The organism is Streptomyces sp. SudanB5_2050, assembly GCF_964272335.1.
In the GTDB taxonomy this organism is placed as follows: domain Bacteria; phylum Actinomycetota; class Actinomycetes; order Streptomycetales; family Streptomycetaceae; genus Streptomyces; species Streptomyces rochei.
In genome coordinates this window covers 6,484,670-6,503,227 of sequence record NZ_OZ186760.1, presented here as the reverse complement: position 1 = coordinate 6,503,227, position 18,558 = coordinate 6,484,670, and the positions used below count along the sequence as shown (strand labels likewise).

General features: G+C 71.9%; 11 protein-coding genes, 1 tRNA gene and 1 pseudogene. 5 read left to right on the top strand and 8 right to left on the bottom strand.

Annotated elements, in window-relative coordinates:
- Window positions 1-48 precede the first annotated feature (48 nt).
- Both fusA and ACFZP7_RS28725 read right to left on the bottom strand, forming a co-directional pair.
- Complete coding sequence (gene fusA / locus ACFZP7_RS28730) at window positions 49-2,094, bottom strand: elongation factor G (protein ID WP_385636671.1); 2,046 nt, start codon at window positions 2,092-2,094, stop codon at window positions 49-51.
- 477 nt (window positions 2,095-2,571) lie between these two features.
- A tRNA-Leu gene (locus tag ACFZP7_RS28725) sits at window positions 2,572-2,656 on the bottom strand.
- A 140-nt stretch (window positions 2,657-2,796) separates the two neighbouring features.
- Here ACFZP7_RS28725 and ACFZP7_RS28720 point away from each other — a divergent pair.
- Window positions 2,797-4,128 (top strand): DUF2254 domain-containing protein, encoded by a 1,332-nt coding sequence (locus tag ACFZP7_RS28720; RefSeq protein ID WP_385636668.1) that lies wholly within the window; start codon window positions 2,797-2,799, stop codon window positions 4,126-4,128.
- A gap of 42 nt (window positions 4,129-4,170) precedes the next feature.
- On the opposite strand, the gene ACFZP7_RS28715 is transcribed toward ACFZP7_RS28720, so the two are convergent.
- From ACFZP7_RS28715 to sucC, 3 genes and pseudogenes are all read right to left on the bottom strand, one after another.
- Window positions 4,171-5,751, bottom strand: coding sequence for an aldehyde dehydrogenase family protein (locus tag ACFZP7_RS28715; RefSeq protein WP_385636665.1), 1,581 nt, complete (start codon window positions 5,749-5,751; stop codon window positions 4,171-4,173).
- Window positions 5,748-6,650 (bottom strand): succinate--CoA ligase subunit alpha, encoded by a 903-nt coding sequence (sucD, locus tag ACFZP7_RS28710; RefSeq protein WP_355271275.1) that lies wholly within the window; start codon window positions 6,648-6,650, stop codon window positions 5,748-5,750. The genes ACFZP7_RS28715 and sucD overlap by 4 nt, the downstream gene beginning before the upstream one ends.
- A 14-nt stretch (window positions 6,651-6,664) precedes the next feature.
- Window positions 6,665-7,794 (bottom strand): annotated as a pseudogene (sucC, locus tag ACFZP7_RS28705) (ADP-forming succinate--CoA ligase subunit beta).
- A 143-nt stretch (window positions 7,795-7,937) separates the two neighbouring features.
- Between sucC and ACFZP7_RS28700 the strand changes: the two are divergent.
- From ACFZP7_RS28700 to ACFZP7_RS28685, 4 genes are all read left to right on the top strand, one after another.
- Window positions 7,938-9,620: a thiamine pyrophosphate-binding protein gene (locus ACFZP7_RS28700; protein ID WP_164287199.1), complete on the top strand. Its 1,683-nt coding sequence runs from the start codon at window positions 7,938-7,940 to the stop codon at window positions 9,618-9,620.
- 10 nt (window positions 9,621-9,630) lie between these two features.
- Window positions 9,631-10,917, top strand: a complete 1,287-nt coding sequence (gene frc / locus ACFZP7_RS28695) for a formyl-CoA transferase (RefSeq protein ID WP_385636661.1) — start codon at window positions 9,631-9,633, stop codon at window positions 10,915-10,917.
- Window positions 10,918-10,921: 4 nt separating this feature from the next.
- Window positions 10,922-13,066 (top strand): acetate--CoA ligase family protein, encoded by a 2,145-nt coding sequence (locus ACFZP7_RS28690; RefSeq protein WP_385636658.1) that lies wholly within the window; start codon window positions 10,922-10,924, stop codon window positions 13,064-13,066.
- A gap of 122 nt (window positions 13,067-13,188) precedes the next feature.
- Window positions 13,189-14,568, top strand: a complete 1,380-nt coding sequence (locus tag ACFZP7_RS28685) for an OFA family MFS transporter (RefSeq protein WP_031021992.1) — start codon at window positions 13,189-13,191, stop codon at window positions 14,566-14,568.
- Between the two features lie 94 nt (window positions 14,569-14,662).
- Here ACFZP7_RS28685 and ACFZP7_RS28680 read toward each other — a convergent pair whose 3' ends face one another.
- The 3 genes from ACFZP7_RS28680 to eboE form a co-directional block, all read right to left on the bottom strand.
- A complete protein-coding gene (locus tag ACFZP7_RS28680) occupies window positions 14,663-15,871 on the bottom strand; it encodes a sugar phosphate isomerase/epimerase (RefSeq protein WP_046251880.1) in 1,209 nt (402 codons plus the stop codon).
- 114 nt (window positions 15,872-15,985) lie between these two features.
- On the bottom strand, window positions 15,986-17,386 hold the full coding sequence (locus tag ACFZP7_RS28675; protein ID WP_385636655.1) for an alkaline phosphatase family protein: 1,401 nt from the start codon (window positions 17,384-17,386) through the stop codon (window positions 15,986-15,988).
- A complete protein-coding gene (gene eboE / locus ACFZP7_RS28670; protein WP_385636652.1) occupies window positions 17,383-18,558 on the bottom strand; it encodes a metabolite traffic protein EboE in 1,176 nt (391 codons plus the stop codon). The genes ACFZP7_RS28675 and eboE overlap by 4 nt, the downstream gene beginning before the upstream one ends.

Genomic DNA, 18,558 nt, shown 5'->3' with positions numbered 1-18,558 from the left:
GTCGGGCCGGTCGCCTCCGCCCGGGACGGGTGGAGGCGACCCCGTGCGCTACCGCGCCGGTGCCTCGGCGGGGGCCGGGGCGTAACCGGTCGGGCGGGCCGTGAAGGTGCCGCGGCCCTGGGTGCGGCTGCGCAGCCGGGTCGCGTAGCCGAACAGCTCGGCCAGCGGCACGGTGGCCGTGACGACCGCAGCGCCGCCCCGCGTCTCGGAGCCGGTGACCCGGCCCCGGCGCGCGGCGAGGTCGCCCAGCACGCCGCCGACCGCGTCCTCGGGCACGGTGACCGTGACCTCGACGACCGGTTCCAGCAGGACCATCCGCGAGGCGCGCAGGGCGTCGCGGAGACCGAACCGGCCGGCGGTGCGGAAGGCGGTGTCCGAGGAGTCCTTCACATGGGTCTGGCCGTCGGTGAGCGTGACCCTGAGGCCGGTCACCGGGTGCCCTCCGAGGGGGCCCTCGGCCAGCGCGTCTCGGCAGCCCGCCTCGACGGCCCGCACGAACTCCTGGGGCACGCGCCCGCCGACCACCGTGGAACGGAACTCGAATCCACCCTCCTCCCGGGGTTCGACGTCGAGGACGATGTGCGCGAACTGACCGGCCCCGCCGTCCTGCTTGACGTGCCGGTGCACGAACCCGGTCACGCCCGCGCGGACCGTCTCGCGGTACGCCACACCCGGCCGGCCGACGGTCACCTCGAGGCCGTGTTCGCGGCGCACCCGCTCCACCGCGACCTCCAGGTGCAGTTCGCCCATGCCCGACAGAACGGTCTGCCCGGTCTCCGGGTCGGTCCGCACGGCCAGCGAGGGGTCCTCCTCGGTCAGCCGTGCCAGCGCCGAGGCCAGCCGGTCGGTGTCGGTGGCGCGGCGGGCCTCCACCGCCACGTGCACCACCGGTTCGGCGACGCCCGGGGGTTCCAGGACCAGCGGGGCGTCCGGCGCGCACAGGGTCGAACCGGCGCGGGCGCCCTTCAGGCCGATCACCGCGACGATGTCCCCGGCGACCGCCCGTTCCAGCGGGTCGTGACGGTCGGCCCGTACCCGCAGGAGGCGGCCGACGCGCTCGGTGCGACCGGTGCCGGCGTCCCGCACGGTGTCTCCCTTCTCGATCGTGCCCGAGTACACCCGCAGGTACGTCAACCGTCCCGTCGGGGTGGCGTTCACCTTGAACGCCAGTGCCGCCATGGGGGCCGCCGGGTCGGCGGGCCGTTCCTCGTCCGCGCCGTCGTGCGTGCCGCGTACCGGCGGGACGTCCAGCGGGGACGGCAGGTAGGCGACCACGGCGTCCAGCAGCGGTTCGACCCCGCGGTTGCGGTAGGCGGAGCCGCACAGCACCACCACGCCGTCGCCGGTGCGGGTCAGGTCGCGCAGCGCGCCGGCGAGGGTGGCGGCGGTGAGCGTCTCCCGGTCGCAGAACTCCTCCAGCGCGGCCGGGTGCCGTTCCGCCACCGCCTCCTCCAGCAGTCGCCGTCTGCGGGCCGCCTCTTCGCTCAGCGCGTCGGGGACGGGCCCCTCCTCGGGTGTGTCCGCGCCGTCCGCCCACACCAGGGCGCGCATGCGCAGCAGGTCGACGACGCCGGTGAAGCCGTCCTCGGTGCCGATGGGCAACTGGGTCACCAGGGGCACCGGGTGCAGCCGTTCGCGGATCGAGGCGACGGCGGTGTCGAGGTCGGCGCCCGCGCGGTCCATCTTGTTGACGAAGGCGATCCTCGGCACCCCGTGCCGGTCGGCCTGCCGCCACACGGACTCGCTCTGCGGTTCGACGCCCGCGACGGCGTCGAACACGGCGACCGCGCCGTCCAGCACGCGCAGGGAGCGTTCGACCTCGTCGGCGAAGTCGACGTGCCCCGGGGTGTCGATCAGGTTGATCCGGTGACCGTCCCAGGAGCAGCTGACGGCCGCGGCGAAGATGGTGATGCCGCGGTCGCGCTCCTGCGGGTCGAAGTCCGTGACGGTCGTGCCGTCGTGGACCTCGCCGCGCTTGTAGGTGGTGCCGGTGGTGTAGAGGATCCGCTCGGTGACGGTGGTCTTGCCGGCGTCGACGTGGGCGAGGATGCCCAGGTTGCGGACGGTGGTGAGGGGGTTGGTGCTGGTGCGCACGGCCCGTGGCCTTTCGCTGGTGTGAGCAGGGCGGCGCGATTCCCGGGAGGAGGAGGACGGAGCGGGGTGAGGGCTCGCCGCACGGGGCGGGAGCGGTCGCTCGTCAGATGCTCGTCGCGGGCTTCCGGTGCCGGCCGCGCTGCGGACACCGGTCGGCCCGAGACACGAGGATCACCTCGTACCGGGACGGGGGAACGACGGCAGCGGTGCGGATGCGCACGGCCCGGCTCCCCTCACTCGATCTCGATGTCGTGGTGAGTGTAGGGAAGCGAGGCGGGGCACCGCAGCGCATTTTCCGCGCTCCCACCCGCGCCGCCCGCGCCGCCCTCCCGCCCACGCCGGGCTCCCGCCCACGCCGCGCTCACGCTCCCGTCCGCGCCCCGCCCCCCGCCGCCGCCAGGGCGCCGGTCGAAGCGCGCACAACGCGAGAGGCCGACCGGGATCTCTCCCGGCCGGCCTCTCGCTCGACCTGCTCTGTGTCCGAGGGGGGACTTGAACCCCCACGCCCGATAAAGGGCACTAGCACCTCAAGCTAGCGCGTCTGCCATTCCGCCACCCGGACTAGGTGTCTGCCGTTCGCGTGGTGTTCCCTCGCGGCGACATGGACAACCATACCAAGGTTTCGCAGTGCCTTTCACCTGCGTTTCCTTCCCCAGAGCGCCGCTCCGGGGTCGACGGCGCCCTTGCGCCTAGGGTCGTACCATGAGTGACTGGCTGGTTACCCAGGGCCCGCTTCCGCGTCGTCGGCCGCGGGTGTTGTCGCCGCTCAGGGAGCATCTGCGGGACACGTTCTGGTTCGCGCCCACCGCGGCGATGGCGGGTGTGTTCGCGGTGTGGTGGGCGGCTCAGGAGGTGGATGCCGCGCTCGTCCGGTCGTTGCAGGACGACGGGGACTACGGGGCGGTGGCGGAGCTGCTGCGGTTCGCGGAGGACGCGCGGACGGTGGTGTCCGCGGTCGGCTCGGCGATGATGACGTTCATCGGTGTGGTGTTCAGCATCTCGCTGGTGGCGGTGCAGATGGCGAGCGGGCAGTTCACGCCGCGGGTGGTGCGGCTCTTCGTGCGCAGCCGGATCACGAAGGCGACCTTCGCGGTGTTCCTCGCCACCTTCGTGCTGACGCTGCTCGTCCTGACCAGTTACGACAGCTCCCCGGACCCCCGGGTGACGACGTCGGTCCCGCTGGTGCAGTCGGTGCTCACGCTCCTCATGGTCGCCTTGAGCCTGCTGCTGTTCGTGATGTACGTCAACGCGACGCTGCGGCTGATGCGGGTCAGTCATGTGATCGCCCGGATCGCCGCGGAGTCCTTCCGGGTGGCGGCGCTGACGCCCGCGCCGGCGGACGACGGGCGCGCACCGGAGGTCGGGCCGGTGACCGCGTGGGTCGTCCACGAGGGGCCGGCGGGCGTACTGCGGGACGTGCACGTCGCGCGCCTGGTGCGGGTGGCGCGCAAGCAGGGGGCGGTGCTGCGGCTCGTCCCGCGCATCGGGGACTTCCTGGTGCCCGGCACCCCGGTGCTGGCGGTGCACGGCGGGCAGGCGCCGCCGCGCCGGGTGCTGCGGTACGCCCTGAGCGTGGGGGTGGAGCGCACCTTCCACCAGGATCTCGGGTTCGGGCTGCGTCAGCTGTCCGACATCGCGCTGCGGGCCCTGTCGAGCGCGGTCAACGATCCCACCACGGCCGTCCAGGCGCTGGACCGGATCGTGCAGATCCTCGCCGCGCTCTCCCGCCGGCCGCTGGACCGGGCCGTGCACCGGGACCGGCGCGGCACTCTGCGGCTGGTGCGGCCGGTGCCGGGCTGGGAGGACCTGGTGGACCTCGGGTTCACCGAGATCCGAGCCTGCGGGGCGGGGAACGCGCAGGTCACGCGACGGATGCTGGCCGGTCTCGACGACCTGCTGCGGCTCGCCCCGCCGCAGCGGCGCGCGCCGCTGCGGCGGCACCGTGAGCTGTTGCGGCAGGCCGTCGAGCGGGTCACCCCGGCTCCGGCGGACCGGGCCTTCGCGCTGTTTCCGGACCGGCAGGGCATCGGTTGACCCGGGGGGCGTCCGGGCCGGACGCCCCCCGGGTGGTGGCCGTCACGGCATGAGGTGGTGTCCCGGGAAGTTGCCGGGCAGCCGCTCTCCCGGCGGGCCCTGGGTGACGGCGCGCACCAGCAGTTCACCGCCGACGAAGGCGCCGCGCCAGGACGCGCCGTGTCCGCCGAACAGCTCGTCGCGGTCGCCCCGGGAGCGCGGCACTCCGTGGCCGACCTTGAACGCGCGGATCTGCGGCGCCAGCCTCTCGTACGTCGCCCGGTCGTCCGTGGAGAGCGTGGCGACCAGCGCGCCGTTGGAGGCGTTCATCGCGGCGAGCAGTTCGGCCTCCGTGTCGACCAGGACGACGGTGTCGACGGGGCCGAAGGGCTCGGCGTGGTGCAGCGGCGAGGACCGGGGCGGGTTGAGGAGCGTGACCGGCTGGACGTAGGCGGAGGTGTCCTGGCCGGGCAGGAACCGTGCGTCGGCCGCGCTGCCGCGGTGCAGGGGCACGGCGCCCCGGTCGACGGCCTCGGCGACCTGGTCGCTCAGCTCCTTGGCCTTGGCCGCGTTGATCAGGGGCCCGAAGTCGAGGTCGGGGTAGGGGTCGTCCGGTGCCGCGACGGCGAGCGGGTGGCCGACGCGCAGGGTGCGGACCGCCGGGAGGTAGGCGGCGAGGAACGCGTCGAACAGGCGGCGCTGGACGACGAAGCGCGGGTAGGCGGTGCAGCGCTGCTTGCCGTAGTCGAAGAGCTTGGGGATCACCGCCGTGAGCGCGTCCCAGTCGGTGAAGTCCCAGACGCCCCAGGTGTTGAGTCCCTCCTGTTCGAGGATGTGCCGCTTGCCGAGGTCGGCGAGGGCCGTGGCGACGGCGGCGCCGGTGTCCCGGCCGCCGACGAAGGAGACGCACCCGATCTCGGGTGCCCGGACCAGCGCCTGGGACAGCTCGCCCCCGCTGCCGCTGACGAGGGTGACGGGGACCCCTTCGCGGGCGGCGAGTGCGCAGGCCAGGGTCAGACAGGTGACGCCGCCGTCGGTCGGGGTCTTGGCGACGACCGCGTTGCCGGCCAGGGCCTGTACCAGCAGTGCGTGGACGAGCACGCTCATCGGGTAGTTCCAGCTGGCGATGTTGGACACCGGTCCGTCCAGCGGTGCGCGGCCCTCGGTCATCCGGTCGATGCCGTCCACGTACCAGCGCACGCCGTCCACCGCCCGGTCGACGTCGGCCCGGGCCGCCCGCCAGGGCTTGCCGATCTCGTGCACGAGGAGCAGCGCGAGCAGTTCGCGGTGCTGGGCGAGGGCGTCGAGCGTGGCGGCGACACGGGCGCGGCGTTCGGGCAGCGGGACGTGGCGCCAGGCGCGGTGCTGGTCGAGCGCGGCGCGCACCGCCCGGTGGGCGGTGGTCCCGTCCAGCCGGGGCGGACCGGCGACGGGGGTGCCGTCCACGGGGCTGGTGGCGGGCAGGACCCGGCCGTCCGCCTGCCAGCGGGCGTCCCAGAGGTTGAGGACCCGGTCGTCCCGGAACGCCTCCGGCGCGACGGTGAGGCAGCGCCGCCAGGCGTCGGTCCAGGAGGTGCCGGACTTGAGGGTGAGGGGCGCGGCGTGCTCGGCGCCGGTCGTCGGGCCCGTACGTCGTGCGGTCATGCGAGGGCTCCGTCGCGTGCCGTGCCGCCGAGTACGGCCAGGACGTGCCGTGCCGCCCGGGTCGGGGTGGCGCCGACCCGGACGCCGGCGGCCTCGAGCGCCTGCTTCTTGGCGCGGGCCGTGCCGGAGGAACCGGAGACGATGGCACCGGCGTGGCCCATGGTGCGGCCCTCGGGCGCGGTGAATCCGGCGACGTAGGCGACGACCGGTTTGGTGACGTGGTCGCGGATGTAGGCCGCCGCGCGTTCCTCCGCGTCGCCGCCGATCTCGCCGATGAGGACGATCAGTTCGGTGTCGGGGTCGTCCTGGAAGGCGGCCAGGCAGTCGATGTGGGTGGTGCCGGCGACCGGGTCGCCGCCGATGCCGACGCAGGTGGAGAAGCCGGTGTCGCGCAGTTCGTGCATGAGTTGGTAGGTGAGCGTGCCCGACTTGGAGACCAGGCCGACGGGGCCCGGTCGGGTGATGTCGGGCGGGATGATGCCGGCGTTGGACCGGCCGGGGCTGATCAGGCCCGGGCAGTTGGGGCCGATGATCCGGGTGCCCCTGCTCCGGGCGTACGCGGTGAAGGCGACGGTGTCGTGGACGGGGATGCCCTCGGTGATGACGACGGCGAGGCCGATGCCCGCGTCGGCGGCTTCGAGGACCGCGGCCTTCGCGAAGGCGGGCGGGACGAAGACGACGGTGACGTCCGCGCCGGTGCGCTCGATTCCCTCCCGCACCGATCCGAAGACGGGTACGGCGCGTTCGTCGAGGGTCACGGTGCGGCCGGCCTTGCGGGGGTTGACGCCGCCGACCACGTCGGTGCCCGCGGCCAGCATCCGGCGGGTGTGCTTCATGCCCTCGGCTCCGGTCATGCCCTGGACGAGGACCCTGCTCTCCTCGGTGAGGTATATCGCCATGTCGGTCTGTCTCCTCACGCCGCGGTGGCGAGTCGGGCGGCACGGCGGGCGGCGCCGTCCATGGTGGTGGCCTGTTCGACCAGCGGATGCGCGTGTGCGTCGAGGACGGCCCTGCCGCGCGCGGCGTTGTTGCCGTCGAGGCGCACGACGATCGGCTTGGTCGGCCGGATCTCCTCCAGGGCCCGGACGATGCCGTCGGCGACCGCGTCGCAGGCGGTGATGCCGCCGAAGACGTTGACGAGGACGGATCTCACGGCGGGGTCGGAGAGGACGATCGACAGCCCGTCGGCCATCACGCGCGCGGAGGCGCCGCCGCCGATGTCCAGGAAGTTCGCGGGGCGGGCGCCGCAGCCGGCGACCACGTCGAGCGTCGACATGACCAGTCCGGCGCCGTTGCCGACGACGCCGACCTCGCCGTCGAGCCTGACGTAGTGGAGGCCCTTGGCCGCGGCCCGTGCCTCCAGCGGGTCGGCCGAGGCCGCCCGTTCGTCTCCCCAGCCTGTCCGGCGGAACAGAACGTTGTCGTCGAGGGTGACCTTGCCGTCGAGGGCCATCGTCCGTCCGTCGGCCGTCCGGACCAGCGGATTGACCTCGACGAGGAGGGCGTCCTCGCGTACCAGTACCCGCCACAGGCGTACGAGGGTGTCGACGGTCTGCGGGGGCAGGCCGGCCGCGTCCGCGATGCGTACCGCGGTGGCCGGGTCACGCCCGTGGCCGGGTCGACGGGGATGCGCGCCACGGCCTCGGGCCGTTCGGCGGCGACCTCCTCGATCTCCGTGCCGCCCTCGGCACAGGCGACGGCGAGGAAGCGGCCGGCCGCGCGGTCGAGGACGTAGGAGACGTAGAACTCGCGCTCGATGTCGACCGGTTCGGCGAGCATGACGGTGTCGACGCGGTGGCCCTTGATGTCCGTGCCGAGGATGCGCCGGGCGGCTTCCCCGGCCGCGGCCGGGTCGGCGGCGAGCCGCACCCCGCCCGCCTTGCCGCGCCCGCCGGTCTTCACCTGGGCCTTGACGACGGCGCGTCCGCCGAGGGCGCGCGCGATCTCGCGGGCCCGCTCGGGCGAGGCGGTGACCTCGGCCCTCGGCACCAGAATGCCGTGTTTCGCGAAGAGTTCCCTTGCCTGGTGTTCGTACAGGTCCATTCCGGCTCCTGACTGAAAGTGCCGCACGCCCCCTGGACACCACCCACCGGATGCGGGATAACAAGCTTCATACAGTATTCGTCGACTGTATGCAATCTACCGCGACAGCGCCCCGACCCCTCGTGAAGGGACAGGACTTCGCCATGCCCGACGACACCCAGGACGTCATCTCCGGCGGTCACCTCGTCGCCAAGGCACTCAAGGCCGAGGGGGTCGACCGCATCTACACCCTGTGCGGCGGCCACATCATCGACATCTACGACGGCTGCGTCGACGAGGGGATCGAGGTCGTCGACGTACGCCACGAGCAGGTCGCCGCGCACGCCGCGGACGGCTACGCCCGCGTCACCGGCAAGCCCGGCTGCGCGGTGGTCACCGCGGGACCGGGCACGACCGACGCCGTCACCGGTGTCGCCAACGCCTTCCGCGCCGAGTCGCCCATGCTGCTGATCGGCGGTCAGGGCGCCCACACCCAGCACAAGATGGGGTCCCTCCAGGACCTGCCGCACGTCGACATGATGACGCCGATCACCAAGTTCGCGGCGACCGTGCCGGACACCGCGCGGGCGGCGGACATGGTGTCGATGGCGTTCCGCGAGTGCTACCACGGCGCGCCCGGCCCCTCCTTCCTGGAGATTCCGCGCGACGTGCTGGACGCCAAGGTGGCGACGGACAAGGCCCGCGTGCCGAAGGCGGGGGCCTACCGCGCCTCGACCCGCTCCCCGGGCGACCCCGACGCCGTGGAACGGCTGGCCGACCTGCTGGTCCACGCCGAGAAGCCGGCGATCCTGCTCGGCAGCCAGGTGTGGACGACGCGCGCGACGGAGGCCGCCGTCGAACTCGTCCGCACGCTCAACGTCCCGGCGTACATGAACGGCGCCGGACGCGGCACCCTGCCGCCCGGCGACCCGCACCACTTCCAGCTCTCGCGCCGGTACGCCTTCTCCCACGCCGACGTCATCGTCATCGTCGGTACGCCCTTCGACTTCCGCATGGGCTACGGCAAGCGGCTCTCCCCCGACGCGACCGTGGTGCAGATCGACCTCGACTACCGCACCGTCGGCAAGAACCGCGACATCGACCTCGGCATCGTCGGTGACGCCGGCCTGGTGCTCAGGTCGGTGACCGAGGCGGCGTCGGGACGGATCAACGGCGGCGCGTCCAGGCGCAAGGAGTGGCTGGACGAGCTGCGCGCGGCCGAGCGGACGGCGCTGGACAAGCGGCTGCCGCAGCTGCGGTCGGACGCCTCCCCCATCCACCCGTACCGGCTGGTCAGCGAGATCAACGACTTCCTCACCGAGGACTCCCTCTACATCGGCGACGGCGGCGACATCGTCACCTTCTCCGGACAGGTGGTGCAGCCCAAGTCGCCGGGTCACTGGATGGACCCGGGGCCGCTGGGCACGCTCGGCGTGGGCGTCCCCTTCGTGCTGGCGGCCAAGCAGGCGCGGCCCGACAAGGAGGTCGTCGCCCTCTTCGGCGACGGCGCCTTCTCGCTCACCGGCTGGGACTTCGAGACCCTCGTCCGCTACGACCTCCCCTTCGTCGGCGTCGTCGGCAACAACTCCTCCATGAACCAGATCCGCTACGGCCAGGCCGCGAAGTACGGCAAGGACCGCGAGCGGGTCGGCAACACCCTCGGCGACGTCCGGTACGACGAGTTCGCGCGCATGCTGGGCGGCCACGGCGAGGAGGTCCGCGACCCCGCCGACATCGGGCCCGCCCTGCGCCGGGCCCGCGAGTCCGGCAAGCCGTCGTTGATCAACGTCTGGGTCGACCCCGACGCGTACGCCCCCGGAACCATGAACCAGACGATGTACAAGTGAGGTGATCCCGATGACAGGCACGACAGGCACGACAGGCACGACAGCCACGACAGGCCCGACGGGAACGCCGGCGAAGGCGCTCGAGGGCATCCGCGTCCTGGACATGACGCATGTGCAGTCGGGCCCCTCGGCGACCCAGCTGCTCGCCTGGCTCGGCGCGGACGTGGTCAAGCTGGAGGCGCCGACCGGTGACATCACCCGCAAGCAGCTGCGGGATCTGCCGGACGTCGACTCCCTCTACTTCACGATGCTCAACTGCAACAAGCGGAGCATCACCCTCAACACCAAGACCGAGCGCGGCAAGGAGATCCTCACCGAGCTGATCCGGCGCTCGGACGTCATGGTCGAGAACTTCGGGCCGGGCGCCGTCGACCGGATGGGATTCACCTGGGACCGCGTCAAGGAGATCAATCCACGGATCGTCTACGCCTCCGTCAAAGGGTTCGGCGAGGGCCCGTACACCGACTTCAAGGCGTACGAGGTCGTCGCGCAGGCCATGGGCGGATCGATGTCCACCACCGGTTTCGAGGACGGGCCACCGCTGGCGACGGGGGCCCAGATCGGGGACTCGGGCACGGGCGTGCACGTCGTGGCGGGCATCCTCGCCGCGCTGTACCAGCGGGAGCGCACCGGACGCGGTCAGCGGGTGAACGTGGCCATGCAGCACGCGGTGCTCAACCTCTGCCGGGTGAAGCTGCGCGACCAACAGCGCCTGACCCATGGCCCACTCGCCGAATATCCCAACGAGGACTTCGGCGCGGAGGTTCCCAGGTCCGGGAACGCCTCCGGCGGCGGGCAGCCCGGCTGGGCGGTCAAGTGCGCGCCGGGCGGCCCCAACGACTACGTGTACGTCATCGTCCAGCCGGTCGGCTGGCGGCCGCTGAGCGAACTGATCGGCCGGCCCGAGCTGGCCGACGACCCCGAGTGGGCGACGCCCCAGGCACGGCTGCCGAAGCTGAACAAGATGTTCCAGCTGATCGAGGAGTGGTCGTCCGCGCTCCCCAAGTGGGAGGTGCTGGAACGGCTGAACGCGCACAACATCCCGTGCGGGCCGATCCTGTCCACCAAGGAGATCATCGAGGACCGCTCGCTGGCCGCCAACGAGATGATCGTCAAGGTCCCGCATCCGGAGCGCGGCGAGTTCACGACCGTCGGCAGCCCGCTCAAGCTCTCCGACTCCCCGGTGGAGATCAGCAGTTCGCCGCTGCTCGGCGAGCACAACGAAGAGGTCTACGTCGGCGAGCTGGGCCTCGGCGACGAGGAGCTGCGCCTGCTCAAGTCGAACGGGGTGATCTGAGGTGATGGCCGAGGACCGCGGGGCGCGGGTGCGGGCGCTGCTGGAGTCCGTGCGGGCCGAGGGGCGCACCGCGCTGACCGCGCCCGAGGGGAAGGTGCTCGCCGACGCCTACGGGATCGCCGTACCGGGCGAGGAGCTGGCGCGGGACGTCGACGAGGCGGTGGCGTGCGCGGCGCGGTTCGGCGGGCCGGTGGTGATGAAGATCGTGTCGCCGGACATCCTGCACAAGACCGATGCCGGTGGCGTGGTCGTCGGGGTGGAGGGCGCGGCCGACGTACGGGCCGCGTTCTGCCGGATCGTCGACAACGCGCGGGCGTACGACGCCACCGCGCGCATCGAGGGCGTGCAGATCCAGGAGCTGCTGCCGCAGGGGCAGGAGGTCATCGTCGGCGCGGTGACCGATCCGACGTTCGGCAAGGTGGTGGCGTTCGGGCTGGGCGGAGTACTGGTGGAGGTCCTGAAGGACGTCACCTTCCGGCTGGCGCCGGTGACCGCCGACGAGGCGCTGTCCATGCTGGACTCGATCCGGGCGGCGGAGGTGCTGCGCGGAGTGCGCGGACGGGCCGGCGTGGACCGGTGGGCGGTGGCGGAGCAGATCCGCCGGGTCTCCGAACTCGTCGCGGACTTCCCGGAGATCGCCGAGGTGGACCTCAACCCGGTGATCGCCACGCCCGAGGGCGCGATCGCCGCCGACATCCGGGTGATCCTGGCGACCGAGGCGCCCAGGGAGCGCCGCCGGTACACGCGCGAGGAGATCCTCACCTCGATGCGCCGTCTGATGCAGCCCTCGTCGGTGGCCGTGATCGGCGCGTCGGCCGAGCCCGGCAAAATCGGCAACTCGGTGATGCGCAACCTCGTCGACGGAGGCTTCGCGGGCGAGATCCACCCGGTGAACCCGAAGGCCGATGACATCTTGGGCCGCAAGGCGTACAAGAGCGTCACCGACGTTCCCGGTGAGGTGGATGTGGCGGTCTTCGCGATCCCCGCGCGGTTCGTGGCGGCGGCGCTCGAGGAGGTGGGGCGCAAGAAGATTCCCAACGCCGTCCTGATCCCGTCCGGGTTCGCGGAGACCGGCGAACACGCCCTCCAGGAGGAGATCGTGGCCGTCGCCGAGCGGCACGGCGTCCGTCTGCTGGGGCCGAACATCTACGGCTACTACTCGACCTGGCAGGACCTGTGCGCCACGTTCTGCACGCCGTACGACGTGAAGGGCGGCGTGGCGCTGACCTCCCAGTCGGGCGGCATCGGGATGGCGATCCTGGGCTTCGCGCGGACCACGAAGACGGGCGTGTCGGCCATCGTCGGCCTCGGCAACAAGTCGGACCTGGACGAGGACGACCTCCTCACCTGGTTCGGCGAGGACCCGCACACCGAGTGCATCGCGATGCACCTGGAGGACCTCAAGGACGGGCGCGCGTTCGTGGAGGCCGCGCGGGCCACCGTGCCGCGCAAGCCGGTCGTGGTGCTGAAGGCGGGGCGCACGGCGGCGGGCGCGCGGGCGGCGGGCTCGCACACCGGGGCGCTGGCCGGGGACGACGCCGTGTACGACGACGTCCTGCGTCAGGCCGGGGTGATCCGGGCTCCGGGACTCAACGAGATGCTGGAGTACGCCCGCGCGCTGCCGGTCCTGCCCGTCCCCGAGGGCGACAACGTGGTGATCATCACCGGGGCCGGCGGCAGCGGGGTGCTGCTCTCCGACGCGGTCACGGACAACGGGCTGTCGCTGATGGAGATACCGCCGGACCTGGACGCGGCGTTCCGCGCGTTCATCCCGCCGTTCGGTGCGGCCGGCAACCCGGTGGACATCACCGGGGGCGAGCCGCCGTCGACGTACGAGGCGACGATCCGGCTCGGTCTGGAGGATCCGCGCGTCCACGCGCTGGTCCTCGGCTACTGGCACACCATCGTCACGCCACCCATGGTGTTCGCCGAACTCACCGCCCGCGTGGTGGCCGAGTTCCGGGAGCGCGGCGTCGAGAAGCCCGTGGTCGCCTCCCTCGCCGGTGACGTGGAGGTGGAGGCGGCGTGCCAGTACCTCTTCGAGCGCGGGGTGGTGGCGTACCCGTACACGACCGAGAAGCCGGTGGCCGTGCTGGGCGCGAAGTACCGGTGGGCGCGGGCCGCGGGATTGCTGGGGGGCGGTACATGAGGTGAGGCAGCGAAGGGCCGGCCGACGGGTGCGCGTCGGCCGGCCCGGGACCCGCGCGCGCACGAAAGGCATGGGACAGGGGGCGCTGGCCAGAACTTTCGAACGCTAGGGGTGCGAACGACATGACAACCACCGATGTCACACGGGCAGGCACCTACCGGGAGGTGACCGACAGGAACGGACGCGTCTATCGCGTGGGCGAGTCCGACATCGACATCATGGGGCGCAAACGCAAGTGGATGGTGATCCTGCCCTGGGTCGGGATGATGGGCATCTCCTCCGCCGAGTACGCGTTCGCGTCCGCCGAGGACACGCTCCACGAGGCCCACCACTGGTCCAGCGGCAGCATCTACTGGATGATGACCGCCTGGGTCTTCTGCCAGGCGGCGGTCGCCTTTCCGGCGGGCCGGCTGCGAGAGAACGGCAAGCTGCCCGCCCGCTGGGCGATGATGCTGGGTTCGGCCGGCACGCTGCTCGGCTATCTGTCGCTGGCCTTCGCTCCGCACGTCACCCTCGCCTTCATCGGCTTCGGCGTGTTCAGCGGTATGGGTGCCGGCATGGTGTACGCGACCTGCGTCAACATGGTCGGCAAGTGGTACCCGGAGCGCAGGGGCGGCAAGACCGGCTTCGTCAACGGCGGTTTCGCCTACGGCTCGGTGCCGTTCGTCTTCATCTTCCACGGCTACATGGACACCTCCAACTTCCGCTGGGTCCTGGTCTCGGCCGGTGTCTTCCTCGCCGCGACGGTGGCGATCGCCGGCTTCTACTTCCGGGACCCGCCGAAGAACTGGTGGCCGGCCGCCATCGACCCGCTGAACCCGCCGGCCGACCCGCGCGCCCGGCGCTCCCTGGAGAAGAACCCCCCGGCCGTCCGGCAGTACTCCCCGATGGAGGCATGGCGGACCGGCCGGGTGGCGCTGATGTGGTTCTGTCTCGCCTGCACCTCCGGCGTGAACATCTTCGGCATCGCCTTCCAGGTCGACATCGGTGAGGAGGCGGGCTTCGCGGCCGGGATCGTGGCCACCGCGATGTCGCTGAAGGCGATCGTCAACGGCACCGGGCGCGGTGTCATCGGCTGGCTCTCCGACCTGTACGGCCGCAAGCAGTGCCTGCTGTACGTGTGCGCGATCCTGGGCCTCGCCCAGTTCGGCATCATCTGGTCGGCCGAGATCGAGAACCTGCCGCTGTTCCTGCTCTTCTCCGCCGTCTCCGGCTTCGGCGGCGGTGCCATCTTCCCGATGTTCGCGGCACTGACGGCGGACTACTTCGGCGAGAACAACAACGCCACGAACTACGGCATGGTCTACAGCTCCAAGCTGGTCTCCGGCCTCGGCGCGGGCATGGGCTCCGTGGTCGTCGGCGCCTGGGGCTACAACGGGGCCTTCACCCTGGCCGGCTGCATCTCGATCTTCGCCGGTTTCATGGCGCTGTTCCTGCGTCCACCGGGCCGCCCGAGGAACAAGCGCGTCACGCCCAATCCCCGCCCACTGGGTGAGGGGTGACCGAAGGCGCTTCCTCGCTTCCTCGCACGGACCGGGCGGTCCCTCCCGCGGCACGCGGGAGGGACCGCCCGGTCCGTGTTCTCCGTGGGTCGGGTCAGCGGCGCCGCTTGCGCAGGGCGGCCAGGTTGTCGTAGCTGATCTTGGCTTCGCGCAGGGACTGCGCCGGGTCGGTGGCGCTCGGTGAGTTGTCGTCCTCGATCATCGGGTTGTGGTAATTGCGCTGTCCGACCCGTGAGAAGAACGTCGTGTAGTCGATGACGCCGGTGCCGAAGGGCACCATGTCGTACCCCATGCCGTTGGTCGTGCTGACGACGCCGTCCTTGGCGTGGAAGAGCGGGTAGCGCTTGTTGTGGCGGGCGACCAGACCGGCCGGGTCGAAGACGCTCCTGCGGGTCGAGCCGTCGTGGGCGGTGTAGGTGTGGAACTTGTACTGGGCGACGTGCGCCCAGAAGATGTCCATCTCCAGCCAGACCAGCCTCGGGTCGGTGACCTTCAGGAAGTACTCGAGCTTGCGGATGCCCGAGCTGCGGGTCGGCCGGCCCTGGTCGTCCAGCGGGCCGCCGTCGAGCAGGAAGCCGTAGGCGCTGTCGTGGTTGTGGGTGTAGAGCTTGATGCCCTCGCGGCGGGCTATCTCACCGAGCGCGTTCCACTTGTCGGCGGCGACGTCCCAGTCGGCGCGGTAGGAGCTACCGGTGGGGTCGCCACCGGTGCCCATGTGGTCCATGCCGATGATGTTGGCGATCTCCAGGTGCTTCTTGAAGGTGTCCTTGTCCGCCGTGGTCAGCGGCCAGGAGGGCGGGATGAAGCCGTGGTTGCCCTGGGCGCGCAGCCCGTACTCGTCGAGCCAGCGGCGCAGCAGCCTGGCGCCCTCGACGGACTCGAGGTCGGCGCCGCCGGGCGCGTTGGCGTGCTGGCGGTAGCCGGCGAACTCCACCTGGCGGTAGCCGTGTCGGGCGAGCTGCTTGAAGACCTCGCGGAAGCCGGAGGGCAGGTCGGAGGCGAGGGGGTCGCGGGCGGTGGCGTCACGGACGGTGTAGAGGATGATGCCGCGCTTGTCCGCCGGGACGAGGACGTGTCCGCGTCCGTGGCCGTGATCGCGGTCGTGGTCCCCGTCGCGGTCGTGGGCCAGGGCGGGCGCGGCGCCGAAGACGGGTGCCGCGACCGCGCCGGCGGCGACGGCGGTGCAGGTGCTGAGGAAGCGGCGCCGGTCCACGCCGAGGGTGCGGCGCAGGCCCTCGTCCGGGCCGTCGGCGGTCGGGGCCGTGGTGGCTCTGGTGCCGGAGGGGTCTGAGAACAGGGTCACGGGTGCCTGCCTTCTGGGTCGTGGCCTGCGCCGATGCGGCTGGGGCGGGCCGTTGTCAGTGCCGTGTGTTTCACTCTCAGTAGTCGGATCTCGATGGCGTTGCCGGGTGGTACGTCAGCCGAGTCCGGCCAGTCGGAGCAGGAGTTGTTTCACGTCGGTGGCCGCGACGCGGTCGCCGACAGCGCGGGGGGTGGAGCAGATGAGGAGCGGACCGTCGTCGTCGCTCGCAGGGAGGCGGCCGTGGCTGCCACGAATAGGTGACGCGTCCAGGGGCACGACCGCCATGCGGTAGCGCATGCCGAGCTTCTTGCGCGCCAGGGCGGTGGCCGCCTTGACCTTCACGTAAGGGTCGAGGGGGTCCATGAACAACTCGACCGGGTCGTAGCCGGGTTTGCGGTGGATCTCGACCAGCTGCGCGAAGTCGGGCGCGCGGTCGTCGTCGAGCCAGTAGTAGTACGTGAACCAGGCGTCCGGTTCCGCGACGGCGACGAGTTCACCGGCGCGGGGATGGTCGAGGTGGTGGGCCTTCTTGCCCTCGTCGTCCAGGAGCGTCTCGATGCCGGGCAGACCGTCGAGGGCGGCGCGGGTGGCGTCCAGGTCCTCGGGGCGGCGGACGTAGACGTGGGCGATCTGGTGGTCGGCGACCGCGAAAGCGCGGGAGGCCATGGGGTCGAGGTATTCCATGCCGTCCTGGGTGTGGACCTCAAGCAGACCGGCGCGGCGCAGGGCGCGGTTGATGTCGACGGGCCGGCTGACGGGGGTGATGCCGTACTCGGAGAGGGCGACGACGGTGCGTCCCTGGGCGTGGGCGTCGTCCAGGAGCGGGGCCAGGGCCGTGTCCAGGTCGGTGGCGGCTTTGTGGGAGCGGGGGTCGTCGGGGCCGTAGCGCTGGAGGTCGTAGTCGAGGTGAGGGAGGTAGCACAGGGTGAGGTCGGGGCGACGCGTATGCATGATGTGGCGGGTGGCGTCGATGATCCACTGGCTGGAGACCAGGTCCGCGCCCGGTCCCCAGAAGTGGAAGAGGGGGAAGGTGCCGAGTCTGTCGGTGAGTTCGTCGTGCAGGGCGGCGGGGCGGGTGTAGCAGTCGGGTTCCTTGCGGCCGTCGGCGTAGTAGACGGGGCGGGGGGTGACGGTGATGTCGGTGTCGGCGCCCATGGCGTACCACCAGCAGATGTTGGCGACGGTGTAGCCGGGGTGGGCGCGGCGGGCGGCGTCCCAGAGCTTGTCGCCGGTGACCAGGCCGTTGTGCTGGCGCCACAGCAGGACGTCGCCGAGTTCGCGGAAGTACCAGCCGTTGCCGACGATGCCGTGCTCGGCAGGGTAGGTCCCGGTGAGGAAGGTGGACTGGGCGGCGCAGGTGACGGCGGGCAGGACGGTGCCCAGCGGGGCGCGGGAGCCGGACTGGCCGAGCCGTTTGAGGTGGGGCATGTGGTCCAGGAGCCGGGGGGTGAGGCCGACGACGTCCAGGACCAGCAGCGGGACCGGCCCCCCGGAAGATGTGGTGGTGGGGGTCATGGCAGCTCCTTCAGGCCGAGGTCGGTCAGCAGGTCACGGGCGAGCATCAGCTCCGCGGCGATCCCGTCGGTGAGCTGGGCCCGGCCCCGGGGCCGCAACTGGGCCGGCAACGCCTGCCAGGTGTAGGTCTCCACCTCCAGATGCCGGGTCAGCGGACGCGCCCCGCCCACCAGCCGGGACAGAGCCGACTTCAGCACGGGGAGAGTGGAGGTGAGCGGCGCGGCCGGGTCCGCGTGCAGGGGGACGTGGAAGTGCGCGCGCCAGGGCGCCGTGTCGGGCAGCGGACCGCCGGCGGCCAGAGCCTCGTCCAGGTCATCCGTGCCACGCAGGCCGGCCGTGGCAGTGGTGGTGCGGGTCTGGTGCAGGAAACGAGGCTCGGCGAAGGCCGCGAGGGCGTCACGTACTGCGGGGCGAGAAGGGTGTTCGGCGTGCAGGGCGGCGGAGAGCTGGGACTTGACGACGGGGACGCGGGCCGTGGTCAGGGCGTCCAGGGCGGTGTGCGGGTCCTCGAAGGAGGTGGCGAGGTGACAGGTGTCGACACAGATACCGATCCGGTCGTGCCCGATCGCGCCCAGCGGGGCGATCGCATCATGCGTGGTCTCCACGACGCAGCCCGGCTCCGGCTCCAGGCCGATGCGGATGGAGCGGCCGGTCAGCTCGTGGAGGGCGTCGAGGCGTTCGGCGAGGGTGACCAGGGCGCTACGGGCCTTGTCGGCGCGGGTCTCGTCGTAGGCGGTGCGCCAGGCCAGCGGCAGGGTGGAGATGCTGCCGTCCGTGACGTCGTCGGGCAAGAGTCCGGCGAGGACACGGGCCAGGGACGTGGTGTGCTCCAGACGCTCCGGGTCGGCCCAGTCCGGCTTGTAGACGCGGTACTTGACCTCTTCGGCGCCGAAGCCCTCGTAGGGAAAGCCGTTGAGGGTGACGACCTCCAGACCCCGCCGGTCCAGTTCGCCCCGCAGCCCCCGCAACGCGGAAGGATCGGTGACCAGAGCATGAGCCGCGTCCTTGGCCAGCCACAGCCCGATCCCCAGACGATCACGCCCCAGACGGCGCCGGACCGGCTCGCAGTGGTCGCGGAGCTGGGCGAGGACCCCGTCCAGCGTCTCGGCGGGATGGACGTTGGTGCAGTAGGCCAGATGGACGGTCGAACCGTCCGGGTGCCGGAAGCGCAT